The 15,700-nt window shown below is 39.5% G+C and carries 11 protein-coding genes; 5 read left to right on the top strand and 6 right to left on the bottom strand.

Annotation, left to right across the window (positions count from 1 at the left end; all coding sequences use genetic code 11):
- The first annotated feature begins 157 nt into the window (after window positions 1-157).
- Window positions 158-1,468 (top strand): DUF389 domain-containing protein, encoded by a 1,311-nt coding sequence (locus tag LNP81_RS18665; protein ID WP_230038425.1) that lies wholly within the window; start codon window positions 158-160, stop codon window positions 1,466-1,468.
- 13 nt (window positions 1,469-1,481) lie between these two features.
- Here the strand turns inward: LNP81_RS18665 and nhaA are convergent, their stop codons facing one another.
- A complete protein-coding gene (gene nhaA, locus LNP81_RS18660) occupies window positions 1,482-2,663 on the bottom strand; it encodes a Na+/H+ antiporter NhaA (protein WP_230038423.1) in 1,182 nt (393 codons plus the stop codon).
- A 238-nt stretch (window positions 2,664-2,901) separates the two neighbouring features.
- Entirely contained in the window at window positions 2,902-3,498 is a 597-nt protein-coding gene (locus tag LNP81_RS18655) for a murein L,D-transpeptidase catalytic domain-containing protein (RefSeq protein ID WP_230038421.1), read from the bottom strand.
- A 276-nt stretch (window positions 3,499-3,774) separates the two neighbouring features.
- On the opposite strand from LNP81_RS18655, the gene LNP81_RS18650 reads away from it, so the two are divergent.
- From LNP81_RS18650 to LNP81_RS18640, 3 genes are all read left to right on the top strand, one after another.
- Window positions 3,775-5,559 carry a chloride channel protein gene (locus LNP81_RS18650; RefSeq protein ID WP_230038419.1) on the top strand — a complete coding sequence of 595 codons (1,785 nt, stop codon included), beginning with the start codon at window positions 3,775-3,777 and terminating at the stop codon, window positions 5,557-5,559.
- 227 nt (window positions 5,560-5,786) lie between these two features.
- Window positions 5,787-6,155 carry a hypothetical protein gene (locus LNP81_RS18645; RefSeq protein ID WP_230038417.1) on the top strand — a complete coding sequence of 123 codons (369 nt, stop codon included), beginning with the start codon at window positions 5,787-5,789 and terminating at the stop codon, window positions 6,153-6,155.
- A gap of 610 nt (window positions 6,156-6,765) precedes the next feature.
- On the top strand, window positions 6,766-8,271 hold the full coding sequence (locus LNP81_RS18640) for a PAS domain-containing sensor histidine kinase (RefSeq protein WP_230038415.1): 1,506 nt from the start codon (window positions 6,766-6,768) through the stop codon (window positions 8,269-8,271).
- Between the two features lie 156 nt (window positions 8,272-8,427).
- On the opposite strand, the gene LNP81_RS18635 is transcribed toward LNP81_RS18640, so the two are convergent.
- From LNP81_RS18635 to LNP81_RS18620, 4 genes are all read right to left on the bottom strand, one after another.
- Window positions 8,428-9,864 (bottom strand): TolC family protein, encoded by a 1,437-nt coding sequence (locus LNP81_RS18635; RefSeq protein WP_230038413.1) that lies wholly within the window; start codon window positions 9,862-9,864, stop codon window positions 8,428-8,430.
- Window positions 9,854-13,060, bottom strand: a complete 3,207-nt coding sequence (locus LNP81_RS18630) for an efflux RND transporter permease subunit (RefSeq protein WP_230038410.1) — start codon at window positions 13,058-13,060, stop codon at window positions 9,854-9,856. Before LNP81_RS18630 ends, LNP81_RS18635 begins: the two co-directional genes overlap by 11 nt.
- 24 nt (window positions 13,061-13,084) lie before the next feature.
- The gene (locus LNP81_RS18625) at window positions 13,085-14,170 is read right to left on the bottom strand and encodes an efflux RND transporter periplasmic adaptor subunit (RefSeq protein WP_230038409.1); all 1,086 of its coding nucleotides are present in this window, start codon (window positions 14,168-14,170) and stop codon (window positions 13,085-13,087) included.
- A 162-nt stretch (window positions 14,171-14,332) separates the two neighbouring features.
- Window positions 14,333-14,722 (bottom strand): hypothetical protein, encoded by a 390-nt coding sequence (locus tag LNP81_RS18620; protein ID WP_230038407.1) that lies wholly within the window; start codon window positions 14,720-14,722, stop codon window positions 14,333-14,335.
- A gap of 410 nt (window positions 14,723-15,132) precedes the next feature.
- Here LNP81_RS18620 and LNP81_RS18615 point away from each other — a divergent pair, with 410 nt between their 5' ends.
- Window positions 15,133-15,495 carry a hypothetical protein gene (locus LNP81_RS18615; protein WP_230038405.1) on the top strand — a complete coding sequence of 121 codons (363 nt, stop codon included), beginning with the start codon at window positions 15,133-15,135 and terminating at the stop codon, window positions 15,493-15,495.
- The last annotated feature ends 205 nt before the right edge of the window (window positions 15,496-15,700 follow it).

The raw sequence follows: 15,700 nt of genomic DNA, 5'->3' as shown, positions 1-15,700 counted from the left end.
ACTGCAGTGGCAGGCCATTTTAACACTAAAGGAGAAAAAAAATTAATTGTTCCGCAAAACCTAAAACTTTATTGAAATCCACCCATAGTATTAAAATAAATTTTATCTTTAATAAAGACAGGCCCTTGGTAATATTAATACGTTAATTAAAAAAAACATGAAAAACATTAAAGATATTCTAAATCTTAAAGAAGGAGAAGACGACAGGGAAAAGACACTGGAAACCGTAAAGAAAAACATATCTTTCAAAGGTGCCAATCTTTGGATACTGGCCTGCGCCATTATTGTGGCTTCTGTAGGGCTTAATGTAAACTCGACGGCTGTCATTATTGGCGCGATGCTCATATCGCCCCTTATGGGGCCTATTGTAGGGGCTGGTTTTGCCCTTGGAATTTATGATTTTTCACTGCTTAAAAAATCGCTTCGCAACCTGCTCAATGCCACTGTGGTGAGTCTGGTGGTCTCCACCCTGTATTTTTACCTGAGCCCTTTCAAGGATGTACAGTCTGAACTGCTGGCCAGAACCGCGCCCAATATTTATGATATCCTTATTGCATTTTTCGGAGGTGTTGTAGGGGTAATCGCCGTTACCCGCTCAGAAAAAGGCAACCCTATTCCCGGTGTGGCTATCGCAACGGCCTTAATGCCGCCCTTATGTACGGCCGGGTATGGAATTGCCACTGCGCAATGGGCCTTTTTCCTTGGGGCCTTTTACCTGTACTGCATCAACTGTGTTTTTATCGGAATTGCCACTTTTTTAATCATCAAGTACCTGAATTACCCTGCTGTTAAACAGGTGGATGAAAAGCACCAGAAACGGGTAAAATATACTATTGCTTTTTTAATCACTGCCATGCTGGCCCCCAGCAGCTACCTCGCCTATTCCCTATACAGGGAACAGCAGTTTAAAAAGAACGTGAATCTTTTTATTGATGATCAGTTCAGCACTAAAGGATATACCGTTGTGTACAAAAAAACCGATTTTAACGCTCAGAATAAAAAACTCGAGCTTGCTTTTTTGTCCAAGCGTTTTTCCCCTGAAGAAATAAAAGACCTTAAAAACAAGCTCAACGGCAATAAATACCTAATGGGCACCAAGCTTCATATCAGGCAGGACAGCACTGATCGTTTTAACGACATAAAAGGCGATATCCTCAATCAGATCAAGAGCAGCGAGAATGAGATGAACGTGAAAGACGTGAAAATCGTGCAGCTGGAGAAAGAGCTGGCAAAAAACAAATTTGACAGCAGGCAGATTTTAAAAGAAATAAGGACTTTATTTCCCAATGTCCGTTCGCTTTCCATTGCAAAGAGCACTCTTATAAATTATAAAGACAGCACCGCAACAATCACCGCTGTTATCTACGACGCCCCAAAGAGCCTCACCTCAGAGGAGAACGAAAAGCTCAGAAAATGGCTCAATGAGCGCCTTCTGGTAAAAGATGCGGCGCTTTTCAAGAGACAGTAAAAACAATATAAAATTATTTCTTGCGCTGTTTTTTATTATAAAGGCTCAAAAGCAGAAAGCCCGATACACCGGCAAGTATCGAAGCAACTAAGATGGCAAATTTGGCCTCATTCTGATAGGCCTGATCCGAAAAAGACAATAAAGCTATAAATATAGACATCGTAAAGCCGATTCCTCCCAGAAGCCCCAGGCCAAGCACATGAGTCCATGTGGTTTCAGCGGGCAGGTCTGCAGCCCTGATCTTTACCGAGAACCACGACATTAAAAAAATACCTATCGGTTTTCCAAGGAAAAGACCCAGAATTATCCCCAAGGCGAGATTTCCCGAAAGCCCATTAAGCATTTCGGATTCAAAGGCAATATTGGTATTGGCCAGGGCAAAAATAGGCATAATGATAAAATTTACCGGCCTTGTAAGGGCATGCTCGAGTTTTTCCAGGGGTGAATCAGCATCCTCTTCATTGGTTGGCAGGGTCATTGCCACCAGCACTCCGGCTATGGTGGCGTGGATTCCTGAATGATGGATAAAATACCACATAACGGCGCCCGGCAGCAGATAAAACAGTAAATTCTTAACCCCCATGCGGTTAAAGACCATAAGCAAAACAAATATCGCTCCGGCATAACCCAGATAGAGAAAATGAAGTTCGGAAGAATAAAATATCGCAATAACCAGAATGGCTATCAGATCATCGACAATAGCCAGTGCGGCAAGAAATATTTTAAGGCCCGACGGGACTTTACTGCCTAACAGCGAGAGAATCCCAAGTGCAAAGGCAATATCGGTAGCCATAGGAATACCCCAGCCTTTTGCCGTTTCAGGGCTATGTCCGTTAAAAAGAAAGTAAATCACTGCCGGGACAGCAACTCCTCCTAGGGCTGCCAGTACAGGCAGGGCTGCCTGACGAATAGACGAGAGTTCGCCCTCTATGACTTCCCTTTTTATTTCCAGGCCCACCAGCAGAAAGAAAACAGCCATCAGCCCGTCATTGATCCACAACAATATGGGATATTTAAGATGCACAGCAGGTGTTTCATATCCCAGCGGATAGGCAAGAAAATCATTAAAAGATGTCCCCAGGGATGTATTGGCTATTAAAAGCGATACAAAGACACATATTAAAAGTAATATGCCTCCAGATGAGGAGGATTGAAAAAAATGCGCGAAAATTTTAAGATTGATCAGTTTTGCCATTTCACAAAAATAGGCATTACAGCCTAAAAAGCCAAGAAGATCAGCAGAAATAACTCAAAGAACTGTACGCTGTGGGCAGTTAGATTTAATTCTCAAATCCAGTAAAAGCCGTCTTGATTACCGGCAGTGACATCATTCTTAATCAGAACCGCTGCGGCTTATTGTTTTTTATCTGCCTTAAATTTAATACGTTCCACAGTTCGCCAGACTATTGAGAAGGGAAAATAATCAAAATATTTTAGTAATAAACATCAAGGATAATTTTAGTCTTAGAGCTTTCGATAATTTTTTCCAGTCTTTTAAAAAAGGCTTCATTGACCATCGGGCATCCATGACTATTTGAAATATAGTAATCCTGCTCCTCATAAGGTACGGCTGAATAATGGTGAAGGACAATTGCTCTTTTAAAAGCATTGCTGTTGGTCTGGTCCAGTCCGACAAGCTTGTACGCTTTGCCGAATATTCCTCTATAGGCTTTCTCTACAGCATACCTGCCAAGGGAAGTACAGTTGGAATTGGGTTCATTGCTGAATTTGAGGTCTCCGCGTACTGCTGTTTCCGAACCGCTGCCATGGGCTACCAGCCCCTGATCCAGAATCGTATTATTTTGCAGATCATAAACAAAAAAACGGTTTTTTCCCGATTTTATTTTCATATCAACCAAAAATGCAATTTTGGTATTGTATTTAGGATCAAGACCGGTTATTGACCGTACATCATTTACATGGGTGCTTATTCTTTCGAGTTCAAAATCAGAAAGGGACAACTTTTTAGAATAATTTATTGTTGTGAAAGATCCAAAGCTGAATAACAATGCTAAGTAAAATGCTCTCATTCCTAGCTATAATTAATTGTTAAAAAATCTTAAAAATTTATTAATTACTGTATTTCAAAATTATTATTTTTTTTATATAATTCACATGTGCGATGTGTTAAAATTATAAAAATAGCCTATATGTTAAAAAAAAGGGCATGTCAATTGTTAAAAAATGGGATATATGGCAGCGGGTAAATCTTGCTTTAAAATAAAAATTACAATTTCGCTGGCACTTTATTCTCTGAGAAGGCTTCTTTAGAACTACCTTTGTATTTCTACCCTTATAATAAAAAAATGTTCAAATTATATCTCTTATACGCTAAACAATTTTTAGTAAGAGGACAGGAAAAGCTGTCCAGAAAACAATTTATCTTTCTTTCCAGTGTACTGATCGGCATTGTTTCAGCTTTTGCCGTAATTTTTTTAAAGGCTTTTGCGCATTGGGTATACTCCTTTGCAACCTTCATTAATGCTACATTAAAATTGAGTTTTATTAACAGCATCCTCCCTGTGATTGGTATTTTACTGACTGTCTTGGTAGTCAAAAGGGTACTGGGCGGCACACTGGAAAAAGGAACTTCTCAAATATTATTTATTGTTGCCAGAAAAGCAAGCATCATCCCTAAAAAACAAATGTATGCACAGATCATTACAAGCTCCCTTACAGTGGGGCTTGGAGGATCGGCCGGACTGGAAAGTCCTATTGTGATTACCGGCGCCGCCTTTGGCTCCAATTTTGCCCAGCAGTTTAAACTGACTTACCAGGAGCGCACCTTACTTATAGGCTGCGGAGTTGCGGCCGGTATTGCAGCTGCTTTTAATGCCCCTATAGCCGGTGTTCTTTTTGCCATTGAAGTACTGCTGGTGGATGTGACAATCTCAGCCTTTACCCCTATTATGATTGCGGCCGCTACAGGGGCACTGGTATCTACTGTGGTTTTAAATGAAAATATACTATTGATATTCAGAGGCAAGCAGACCTTTGATTACCACAATATCCCTTTTTACGTTTTAATGGGGATTTTTACAGGTTTCATAGCGGTTTTTTATGCCAGAAAGTTTTTAAAAACAGAACACTTTTTTGCCCATTTAAAAGTTGGAGCCTACAGAAAAGCTTTAATTGGAGCCTCAATCCTGGGCCTTATGATCTTTATTTTCCCTACGCTTTTTGGCGAAGGATATGAAAGTATCAAAACACTTGCCGACAAGGATCCGGGAAAACTTTTGGAAAATACACTCTTTGCCGCCTACAGCAATAACAGCTGGATCTTATTGGCATTCGTGGGTTTTTCTATGTTTCTTAAAGCTTTTGCCTCGGGAATTACTTTGGGCAGCGGCGGGAATGGCGGCAACTTTGCCCCTTCGCTTTTTCTTGGCTCTTATGCGGGCTATTTCTTTTCAAAATTTTTAAACCTTACCGGATTTACGGATCTGCCTGTGAGCAACTTTACCCTTGTGGGCATGGCCGGAATCCTCAGCGGCCTGTTTCATGCGCCCCTTACCGCTATTTTCCTTATTGCTGAAATTACAGGGGGCTATGACCTTATGATACCCCTTATGATAGTAGCCTCTGTGAGTTTTGCCATTTCAAAACGTTTTGAAAAACATTCTCTGGATGTGAAGAACCTGGCCAGAAAAGGGAATGTATTTACCAGCAACAAGGATACCAATATTTTATGCACCCTGAATATTGAAGATCTTGTAAAAACAGATTATCTCACAGTGGATACTGATCAGGACCTGGAAAAGGTTTCGGATCTTCTGGCCCATTCCGATCAGGTCATTTTCGGGGTGGTAAGTGAAGATAACGAGCTTCAAGGCATAGTGTACTTTAATGAGATCAGGGAAATAATTTTTGACAGCGCCAAAATCAAAAATACACAGGTAAAAGACATAATGGTACAGCCCGTGCAGACTGTTCACTTATTTGACAGTATGGAAACTGTGATGAATAAATTTGAAAAAAGCAACAAGGTATTCCTGCCGGTACTGAAAAATGGAAAGTATTATGGTTTTATTACCAAATCTGATGTTTTGGAATCTTATCGTAACAGACTAAAATCTATGATATTTGAATAATTAAGAGCAATTTAATCTAATTTTCCAAAGCGCTTGCTTGACATTTTTAATATACAGTCAGATACCTCTTATTAAAAAATTAACTTAAAATAAATTCTCTGACGGTACTAAAAAATTGGCTTTCATAACATAAGCCTTGTTATTTGACGCTCTATTTGCTATATTTGATCCACTGCCCAGCACCAGCCTTGCAAACCGGTATTAGAAAGAATACATTATATAAGCAGATGAAACACTTTAAGATCTTACTTGGTACTTTATTGGTTCTTTTTTCTCTCACTTCCAATGCAGGAACTTATAAATATTCAGCTGCACAAGCAGTTGATAAAATGGTGCAGAGTATTCCTTATTGTGCATCCAAAAATGCACAGGCCGTTTTCTATGATGCATATCTCTGGAAAAAGCGGGATATTCATTATAAAATAAAAAATAAGGTAAGGGCCCGCGCTACTGCCGCTGAAAGCAGCATCTTTATAACCCCTTACTATTTAAATCTTCTGCGTTTTATAATTTATGAAAGCAGTCTGCTTTACGGCATAACTACAATTTATCAGATCAAACGCTGTACTTACCTTCACCTATACCAGCTTTTCTAGCTCTTTGATTTCTCTGCCGTTTTTCTTTAAATGAGAACCATGCACTGAAACGGATATCGGCAGTTCATAAAACATGGCAGTGCCCTGCAAGATTTTTAATTACCGGGCCGCCTTCAGCAGGTTATAAAACCATGCAGAATTATTTCTGGTCCCTGAAGATTAAAATATTTTTTTAACAAACCGCAAACCTGAACCAAGGCCCAAAATCACATTTATATCCCGGCTCTGCGGATGGAATTTAAATTGCTTATGAGCCAAATAATATCCGGCAAAAATATGCCGGGATTTATTATGCAGATGATCGGCAGCTCAGAGAGCCTTATTGCTGATAATCCCACACTAAGTATTTTCATTTCTAAGCATGCAGACTCGAAACCATAAATTTTGAAAGATATAGTATTTTTTCAATCCACTATTTTTTGTTTAACTTTTTAAAGAAAACCATAAACAAATAAAGTAATTTTATGTAATTTAGTGCTGAACCGTCATCTTAATATGCACATTTGCAAGCGCTCTGCAGGCATTCCAATTATGAAACCCTTTAGCAAATTAGTATAAATACACCCCCTTAAAAACCAATAGCTTAGCAACACAACTAAATCCAATCACTATGTACCGTAATATGAAGCTTTTAAATGATATAGTGGAAAGTGCCCCCCTTCCCATTGCAGTGTACTTAGGAGATCAGCTTAAAATTGAACTAGCCAATACCGCGATGATTAAAACATGGGGCAAAGGCGATCAGGTAATCGGGAAAAATTATCTCGATGTACTTCCTGAGGTGAAAAAATATGAATTTTTCCAGCAGGCCAAAAATGTTCTTCAAACTGGAATTCCCTTTCATGCACTCAATAAAGAAGTGGACCTGGTTATAGAGGGAGTAACAAAAACCCATTACTTTAATTATAGTTTTATACCTCTGATGGATCCGGACGGGACTATTTACGCAGTTATGAACACCGGTACAGACATAACCGATTTACATCTGGCCCAACAGCAGATACAAAATTCGGACGAAAGACTGCGCATGGCAATTGAAGCTTCAGATATGGGCACTTATGAAATCGACCTTGCCTCAAGGGAAATCAAGACCTGCGGAAAATTTAATTCAATTTGGTCCATTGATAAGGATATATCGGATGAGGAACTGATTGCCAGACTGCATCCTGAGGATTTAGCAGTTCGGGAAAAAGCGCTGCAGGAAGCGGAAATTACAGAAAAAATATCGTATGAAACCAGGATCATAAACCTTGACCAATCTGTTAAATGGGCTAAAATTACCGGCAAGATTATCAAGGACAAAAACAAAAAGCCAATTACCATCATTGGCATCATTCAGGACATTAACGAACAGCGGGAATTTGAGGATGAACTGAAAAGGCAGGTTGCCTCCAGTACCGAGGAACTAAAACGCTCCAATGATGATCTGCTTCATTTTGCCAATGTCGTAAGCCATGACCTGAGGGAGCCGGTACGAAAAATTAAAATTTTCAATACCCTTTTAAAAAATGAAAAAGACAGCGTTTTTAATGAGAACTGCAAAAAATACATCAGCAAAATAGACCAGTCTGCCGTTAGAATGAATAATATCATAGAGGGCATCCTTGCCTATTCCACCATCAACAAAACCAAACAGCCAATTGAAAAAATTGACCTTAATGAGGTTATTGAACACATCCGGACAGACCTAGAATTGATCATAAAAGAAAAAGGGGCCATATTCAATGCATGTGATCTCCCTGAAATAGAAGGAGCTCCAATTCTGATCACCCAGCTATTTTATAACCTGCTGCAAAATGCACTGAAATTCTCCAAGGCAGATCAGCCTCCAAGGGTTGTCATCACCTGCACTTTGGTCGCTATTGATGGACAGCAGGCTGTTGAGGTCAAAATCAAAGATAATGGAATCGGGCTTGATCCTGTTTTCGCCGAGAGGATATTTGGCGCCTTTGAAAGATTGAATTCCAAAGACCAGTATGAAGGAAACGGGCTTGGCCTTGCACTGTGCAGAAAAATAGCAGAAAGGCACCATGGCATTATAACTGCGGGGGGAGAAAAAGATAATGGGGCAGAATTTACAGTAACACTACCTTTAAAGCAATCCAATATCGTATGAAGTATTCATATATAATCATACATTGCAGCTGTATACCATAGATAAACAATATCTTCTTAATAACCTCTATAACGCTAGTTCGATCATGATGCTCCCTATAAGAAAGGCTGCCATAAGGCAGCCTTTTCCTACTACTAATAATAAAAAGAAAAACAATTAATTCCATCCGCCACCCAATGCCCTGTAAATATTGACAAAAGCATTCATCTGCTGTTTTTTGGTCTCGATAAGTTCGAATTTAGATTCCAATGCATCTTTTTGCGTAAGAAGCACTTCGATATAATCCGCCCTTGCAGAACTAAATAAATCACTGGAAATCTTTATGGATTCATTGAGTGCCTGCACCTGTTTGGATTTCAGATCATAGCTCTGTGCCGTGTTTTTAATTTTAGAGAGCTGGTTGGCCACCTCGATATATGCATTTACCAAAGTACGCTCGTAATTATAAACAGCCTGAATCTGCTTGGCATTGGCAGTCATATAACTGGCCTTGATCGCATTCCTGTTTATTAAGGGAGCTAGCAGATCTCCAGCCAAAGAATACATTAAAGACTCCGGAGAGGTTAATAAATATTTTGTATTGAAAGCCTCGTACCCAATACCTGCGGAAATTCCCAAAGAAGGGTAAAACTTTGCTTTGGCTGCTTTTATGTCTAGTCTGGCAGCTATCAGATCCATCTCGGCCTTTTTAATGTCAGGACGGTTTTCCAGTAATTGGGCGGGAACGCCGGCTTGAACAGCAGGGGGAATCATGGTATTAAAACTATTATCGTCCCTGGCTATTGTCTGGGGGAAACGCCCTAAAAGGAAATTGATTTTATTTTCCGTTTCATATATGTCCTGCTGTATCTCAAACTGCAGGCTCTGCGTATTGAAGACCTGCGCCTCAAAACGGCGCACAGCAAGCTCATTGACCCTGGCGGCTTCTTTTTGTATTTTTACAATTTTTAAGGCGTTGGACTGGATATCAATATTTTGATTCACTATTTTCAATTGATTGTCCAGGGCCAACAGTTCATAGTAAGAGTTTGCAATTTCAGCTATCAGGTTAGTAACCACAAAGTTTTTCCCTTCTACCGACGCCAGGTAACGGTTCAAAGCTGCTTTTTTGGCATTATGAAGTTTGTTCCAGATATCAATTTCCCAGGATGCCGAGAGTCCAAATCCGTAATTAGGCAGAGGATCAGGCGTTTCTTTACCAGGCCTGATTTCAGTAGTTGCCTCACCGGAACCCGTACTGGTATAGCGGCCTGATTTATCAAGGCTGGCTCCTGCATTAAATCCCAGAAAAGGCAGATATTCCCCTTTTCTTGCCCTGACTTCACTTCGGGCAACCTGTATTTCCTGCAAAGTAATGTTCAGCTCCTGATTGTTCTGTAATGCAATCTCTATAAGATTTTTTAAATTCTCATCTTTAAAATAACTTCTCCATTGTACTTTTCCTGTATTGGCGGTATCTGCAGAAGCATTTGCATAAACCGCAGGAACGGTCTTATTTTCGTCTTTTTGTACAACAGAAGGAGTTTTACATCCAACTACGCACATCAATACGCAGGATAAACCTGCGTATTTTATTTTTTTATTATTCTTCATTTTCAAGCGTTTGATCGTTTGCTGAAAAATCATGTACGTGATGCATAAAATCATCTGACAATGAACTTTCTTCTTCTCCTTTAATTAATTTTCTTCCCTGGGCCAATGAACCAAAAATATAGTACAGTCCCGGAACTATGATTACCCCGAAAATGGTTCCAAAAAGCATTCCTCCAAGAGCAGATCCCCCAATGGTACGGTTACCGATAGCACCTGCCCCCGAAGCAAAAATCAAAGGGATCAGTCCGGCAATAAAAGCAAAGGAAGTCATTAAAATAGGCCTGAAACGCACCCTGGCCCCTTCAATAGCCGCTTCTAAAATTGTAGCGCCCTGCTGATGTTTGAGCACCGCAAATTCAACGATAAGCACTGCATTTTTCCCCAGTAATCCCACCAGCATAATAAGTCCGATCTGGGCGTAAATATCATTCTGCAAGCCCATCATCTGCAGTATTACAAAAGAGCCCAAAAGCCCGATCGGTATGGACAAAATCACAGATAAGGGAATAATAAAGCTCTCGTATTGCGCCGCCAGCACAAAATAAACAAAAGCCAGCACTACCAGAAAGATATACAGTGATTCATTTCCCCTTGCGGCCTCGTCATACGAGAGCCCTTCCCAGGCAATGTCATATCCTTTTGGAAGCGTTTTGGCCGATACTTCCCGGACGGCCTTGATCGCATCAGCGGTCGTATATCCCCTGGCCGGCTGTCCCTGGATTGCCGCAGAATTATACATATTATAGCGGGTAACTTCATTGGGACCCTGCGTTTTTTTAAGTTTCATAAAGGCAGAGTACGGAACCATTTCTCCGTGGTCGTTCTTTACGAAAAGATTTAAAACATCCGAGGGAAGCCTTCTGAACTTTGGATCCGACTGCACATATACCTTGAAAAAACGTCCAAACTTTATGAATCCCTGCTCATAAGTACTGCCTATCATAATGTTTAGGTTCTCCATTGCTTTTCCGATGGAAACGCCTTTCTGCATGGCCAGGTCATTATTAAATTCGAGTTCGTATTGCGGATAATTGGCGGCAAAAAACGTAAATAATCCAGAGAGTTCTTTACGTTTTCCAAGCTCTGCCATAAAATTTTTATTGATTTTGTCAAACTCCTGATAATTGGTGCCTGTTGTTTTATCGAGCAGACGCATGGAGAAACCTCCCGAAGAACCAAAACCCGGAATCGCCGGCGGTTCAAAAAATTCAACCACTGCCCCAAGGCCCCTGGATTTTTCCTCCAATTCCTGCATAATTTCCTTTACGGTATGCTTTCTGTCTGACCATGATTTCAAATTAATCAGGCAGGTTCCGGCATTGGATCCCCTTCCTTCGGTCATAATTTCATAGCCTGCCAAAGACGAAACTGACTCCACTCCTTCTACATCTTCACAGATTTTCTGAAGCCTGTGCGCCACTTCATTGGTGGTTTCCAGAGTTGATCCCGGTGGTGTCTGAATAATTCCATAAATAGTTCCCTGATCTTCACTTGGAATAAATCCTGAAGGCAGCACCTGGTTCTCAACAAATATAGCTCCACAGAATCCAATTAGAATGAAAAAAGTCAGCCATCTCCTGCTTACAATAGATTTTAAAACCGCTACATATCGGCCAGTCAGACGGTCAAACCATCTGTTAAAACCATCCAAGGCTTTGGTCAATACATTTCCTTTCTTTGGTTTCCCGTGATTGTTTTTCAATAAAATAGCACATAAAACCGGCGTAAGTGTAAGTGCTACTAGAGCCGAAATAATAATAGAACTTGACATAGTTACCGAAAACTGTCTGTAGAAAGTACCTACCGGTCCGGTCATAAAGGCAATAGGAATAAACACCGCTACCATAACGGCAGTAATGGCTATAACAGCACCACCAATTTCTCCAAGCACCAATTTTACCGCATGATAAGGGGTAATATGAGGAAATTCCTCAAACTTGGCGTGGACGGCCTCTACAACCACAATAGCGTTATCGACCACAATACCAATAGCTAATACCAATGAGAATAAGGTAACCAGGTTTATCGACATTCCAAAGAGCTGAATAACAAAAAAGGCACCCACCAGAGAAACCGGCACAGCAATAATAGGAATCAGAGTGGAACGCCAGTCTCCTAAAAAGACAAATACGACCAAAGCAACCAAAATAAATGCATCCCGAAGTGTATGCATTACCTGATCGATCGAAGCATCAAGGAAGCTTGATACATCATAGCTGATTTTATAATCCATCCCCGGGGGAAAACTAGCTTTCATTTCCTCCAATTTTGCTTTTACATCATTGATTACATCACTTGCATTACTGCCGTAGTTTTGTTTCAGTACAATTGCCGCAGAAGGGTGCCCGTCTAAATTGGAATATATATCAAAAAATTCACTGCCAAGCTCCACTTTTGCTATATCCTTTAAATGAATACTCTGTCCCTCTGCATTGGCACGTATAACAATATTTTCATACTGTTTAGGTTCATTATATCTCCCTTTATAGGTTAAAACATACTCTAAAGACTGTGCTGAAATACCCGAACTTTGCCCTAATCGTCCCGGACGTCCAATAATACTCTGCTCCTGGAGAGCCTCCATGACTTCTTCTACAGAGATTTTATAAGCCCTCATCCTGTCGGGATTCAGCCAGACACGCATGGCATATTTACGGCTACCTAAAATTTGTGATCTTGCGACCCCTTTTACCCTTGAGATCTCTGGTATCATTTTTACGTCAGCATAATTATAGAGGAATTTTTCATCCATACTTTTGCTTTTCGAATACAAATTGACATACATCAGCATGCTGGGCTGAATAGGCGTAATCACAACACCTTCACGCTGGACCAATTCAGGCAGCAGCGGCATTACCTGGTCTACCCTGGTTTTGACCCTTATAACAGCCTGATTGGGATCTGTTCCCGGCTCGAATATGATCCTGAGCGTTGCTTCCCCGGCGCTTGTCGCATCAGTGGCCATATAGCGAACCCCCTGTACCCCATTAAGGGAATTCTCCAGGGTAATCAATGTTGATTTTACCAGTACATCTGCACTGGCTCCCGGATAGGCTATAAAAATGTTTACTGTTGTTGGCGCAATCTGGGGAAACTGTGATATAGGAAGCTGTTTGATGGCCAGCGAACCTATAAAGACAATTACAATGGAAATTATAATTGCAAAAACGGGCCTGTGTATAAATTTATTAAACATGTTTTTTTATTTTTAAAGATTCAATTACTCCGCATACAGCTCTAAATGAGACAATACGGATTCTGGCTGTACTAATTTGTAGTCTATTTTGTCGTTCTCTTTTACAAGACGCAGACCTTCCAGGAGAATCTTATCATCCAGGGACAAACCTTCTTTTATGACAAATAAGTGAGGCATCTCGGCCATGACAACAACTTCTCTTGATTTTACAGCGTTATCTTTATCAATTACATAAACATATTTTTTATCCAGTACCTCAAATGTAGCCTTCTGTGGAATAAGCATTGCGTTTTTTAATGCTATCGGCATCTCAATGCTTCCGGTTTCTCCATGTCTGAGTAATCTTTTTGGATTAGGGAAAGTAGCCCTGAATGGAATATTACCAGTCTCATTGTCAAAATCCGCTTCAATGGTTTCCACTTTTCCAGGGTAGGGAAATCTCTGGTTATTGGCCATTAAAAGGTTTACCTGCATTGGACTTCCTTTATCTGCCTGGGTCTGATAATCCAGATATTCGGACTCCGGAACATTGTAATACACCCACATGGAGCTGTTGTCAGCCAGTTCTGTTAGAAGCTCCCCTTCATCAACCAGACTTCCCGGGCGGACATGAAACTTATCGATGATACCATCAAATGGTGCCCTGATTTCAGTAAACTGTAAATGGACCTGGCTCAGGGACATTTCGGCATTGGCTTTCTCCAATTTTGCTTTTGCCATAGCCAGCTCGCCCGGGGCAACCACATTTGCATCGGCTAATCTTTTGGTATTTTTATATTCTATCTCCGCAAAACTCGCTTCTGCTTTCGATTTCTTTAATTCTGCCTCGTAAAGGGTCGGCATAATTTTAAAAAGCAGCTGTCCTTTCTTGACCGCCTGTCCTTCATCAACATAGATCTTCTGCAAATATCCGCGTTCCTGGGCCCTTAGTTCAATATGCTGGATGGAATGAATCTGAGAGACATATTCTTTGGTAATGGTCGTATCTCTTTCTATTGGATTGGTAACCAAAAATTTGGTTTTTTCTTCTTTTGTTTCTTCTTTTTTAGAGTTGCAGGCAGTATTCAATAGTATAGCCGCCACGCTTAGAAGCATGAGGATTCTGTTCATAATAATTTTAAGGTTTAAACCGAAATGATTTTTTTTGTTTTAAAAAAGTCTTCAGGGAAGACCAAGGAAATCCTTACCCGTTTATTACAGCAGTAAACACTGCGCAACAAAGGATAAAAAACAATATATTATAAGTAATTGGGAATACTTACAGATTAAAAATCAAATTCTGAAAACCTGAAAAAGGACATATACCTTATTGGAAAATAAATTGAAAATTTTGCGGTAATTTACCTTTTTAGTAAAGGCAACCGTATACTCGGTTAATTTATTACTGCCTAAAAAATTTAAAAAATAAGTGCTTTTTACAAGCTGTTTTTGGATGCCTGCGAAATTTTCTTCTGTTTCTTCATTGTCAAGAAGACAGGCTTTTCTTTTAAATGTTTCAAAAAAACGCCCCCTGTCCAAACAGTGCCCGGGAACTGAATTTATGACAGGGATTATCAAATTTAGCTGATGATGAGAAAGCTGGCTGCTCTGCGCGTTGACATTACCTTGTCCGCCGAGCAGAATGATAAATAAAAGCAAAAATTTTGTAAACCATTTTTTCATACCGTGACAAATTTAGTAAACAGTATGATAAAAGCAATCATTAAAATTCAAAAATTCCAAGAAATGCTATTTTGCATTTCCTTAGTGCCATAATTTTAAAATATCGTTATTTTTGATTCTTAAAATAAAAATTTGATAAAAACGTTCTCAGTATCTTTGCAATCGGACTTGAAAGTTGTAAATAAAATGGAGAAAAGATGTTGAGCCTGCTTTAATTAGTATGTCATTTTTTTGTTTATTTAAGTGAATTGCCAGTGCTCAAAAAATATTGAAACAGCTATTTTTTATAAGCCTATTTATTTTTTGCCATTTTTTTTTTAATTTTAGAATAATAAATTTTTCAAAATAACTATCTTTGTAAAACAGCATATAGCCTCAATTCAAAATATTTTTTTTGCCTATAATCCCCAATGAAACAATTTAAGTTCATAAGTGTTATCTTTCTACTAATGCTTTCCCTTGTAAGCAGAGCAGAATGCAGCAAACACAACGGTGCGCTTGAAAATTTCAAATCTCTCAATACCTTTATAACTTCTGGAATTCAGATTAATTCAGCATCCGCTTTGGCGCATACTAAAGACCTGGATATTCATTTTATAATAAAAAAGAAAATAAAAAATCGTGCTACGTCTTCAGAGAGCATCACTTTTAAAACGCCGTACCTGATCAAATTAGTTGATTTTAAGATCTTCAAAAATCGGCTGATATATGGCATTGCATCGGTTTATCAAATTCAGCGCTATACTTATCTGCATCTCTACCAGCTTTTCTAACATCTGGTATTTCCTATTTTTAAAATTCAGTTTTTTTAACGTTATCTTCTTTGATGATTTTGACAAGGCAAATAACCTTATAAAATCATTTTAGAGAACTGCACCAAATTGCCCCGCCTGTTATTAATAATAATGCCAAATATCTTTTTACAAAGACTTGCAGCATAACTTTTAATAATTTCAAAAACTGAATATCCAAATTTGT

The sequence above is a fragment of the Flavobacterium piscisymbiosum genome, from assembly GCF_020905295.1.
GTDB classification, from domain to species: domain Bacteria; phylum Bacteroidota; class Bacteroidia; order Flavobacteriales; family Flavobacteriaceae; genus Flavobacterium; species Flavobacterium piscisymbiosum.
The sequence above is the reverse complement of the archived record's forward strand: the minus strand, read 5'-3'. Positions and strand labels throughout refer to the sequence as shown.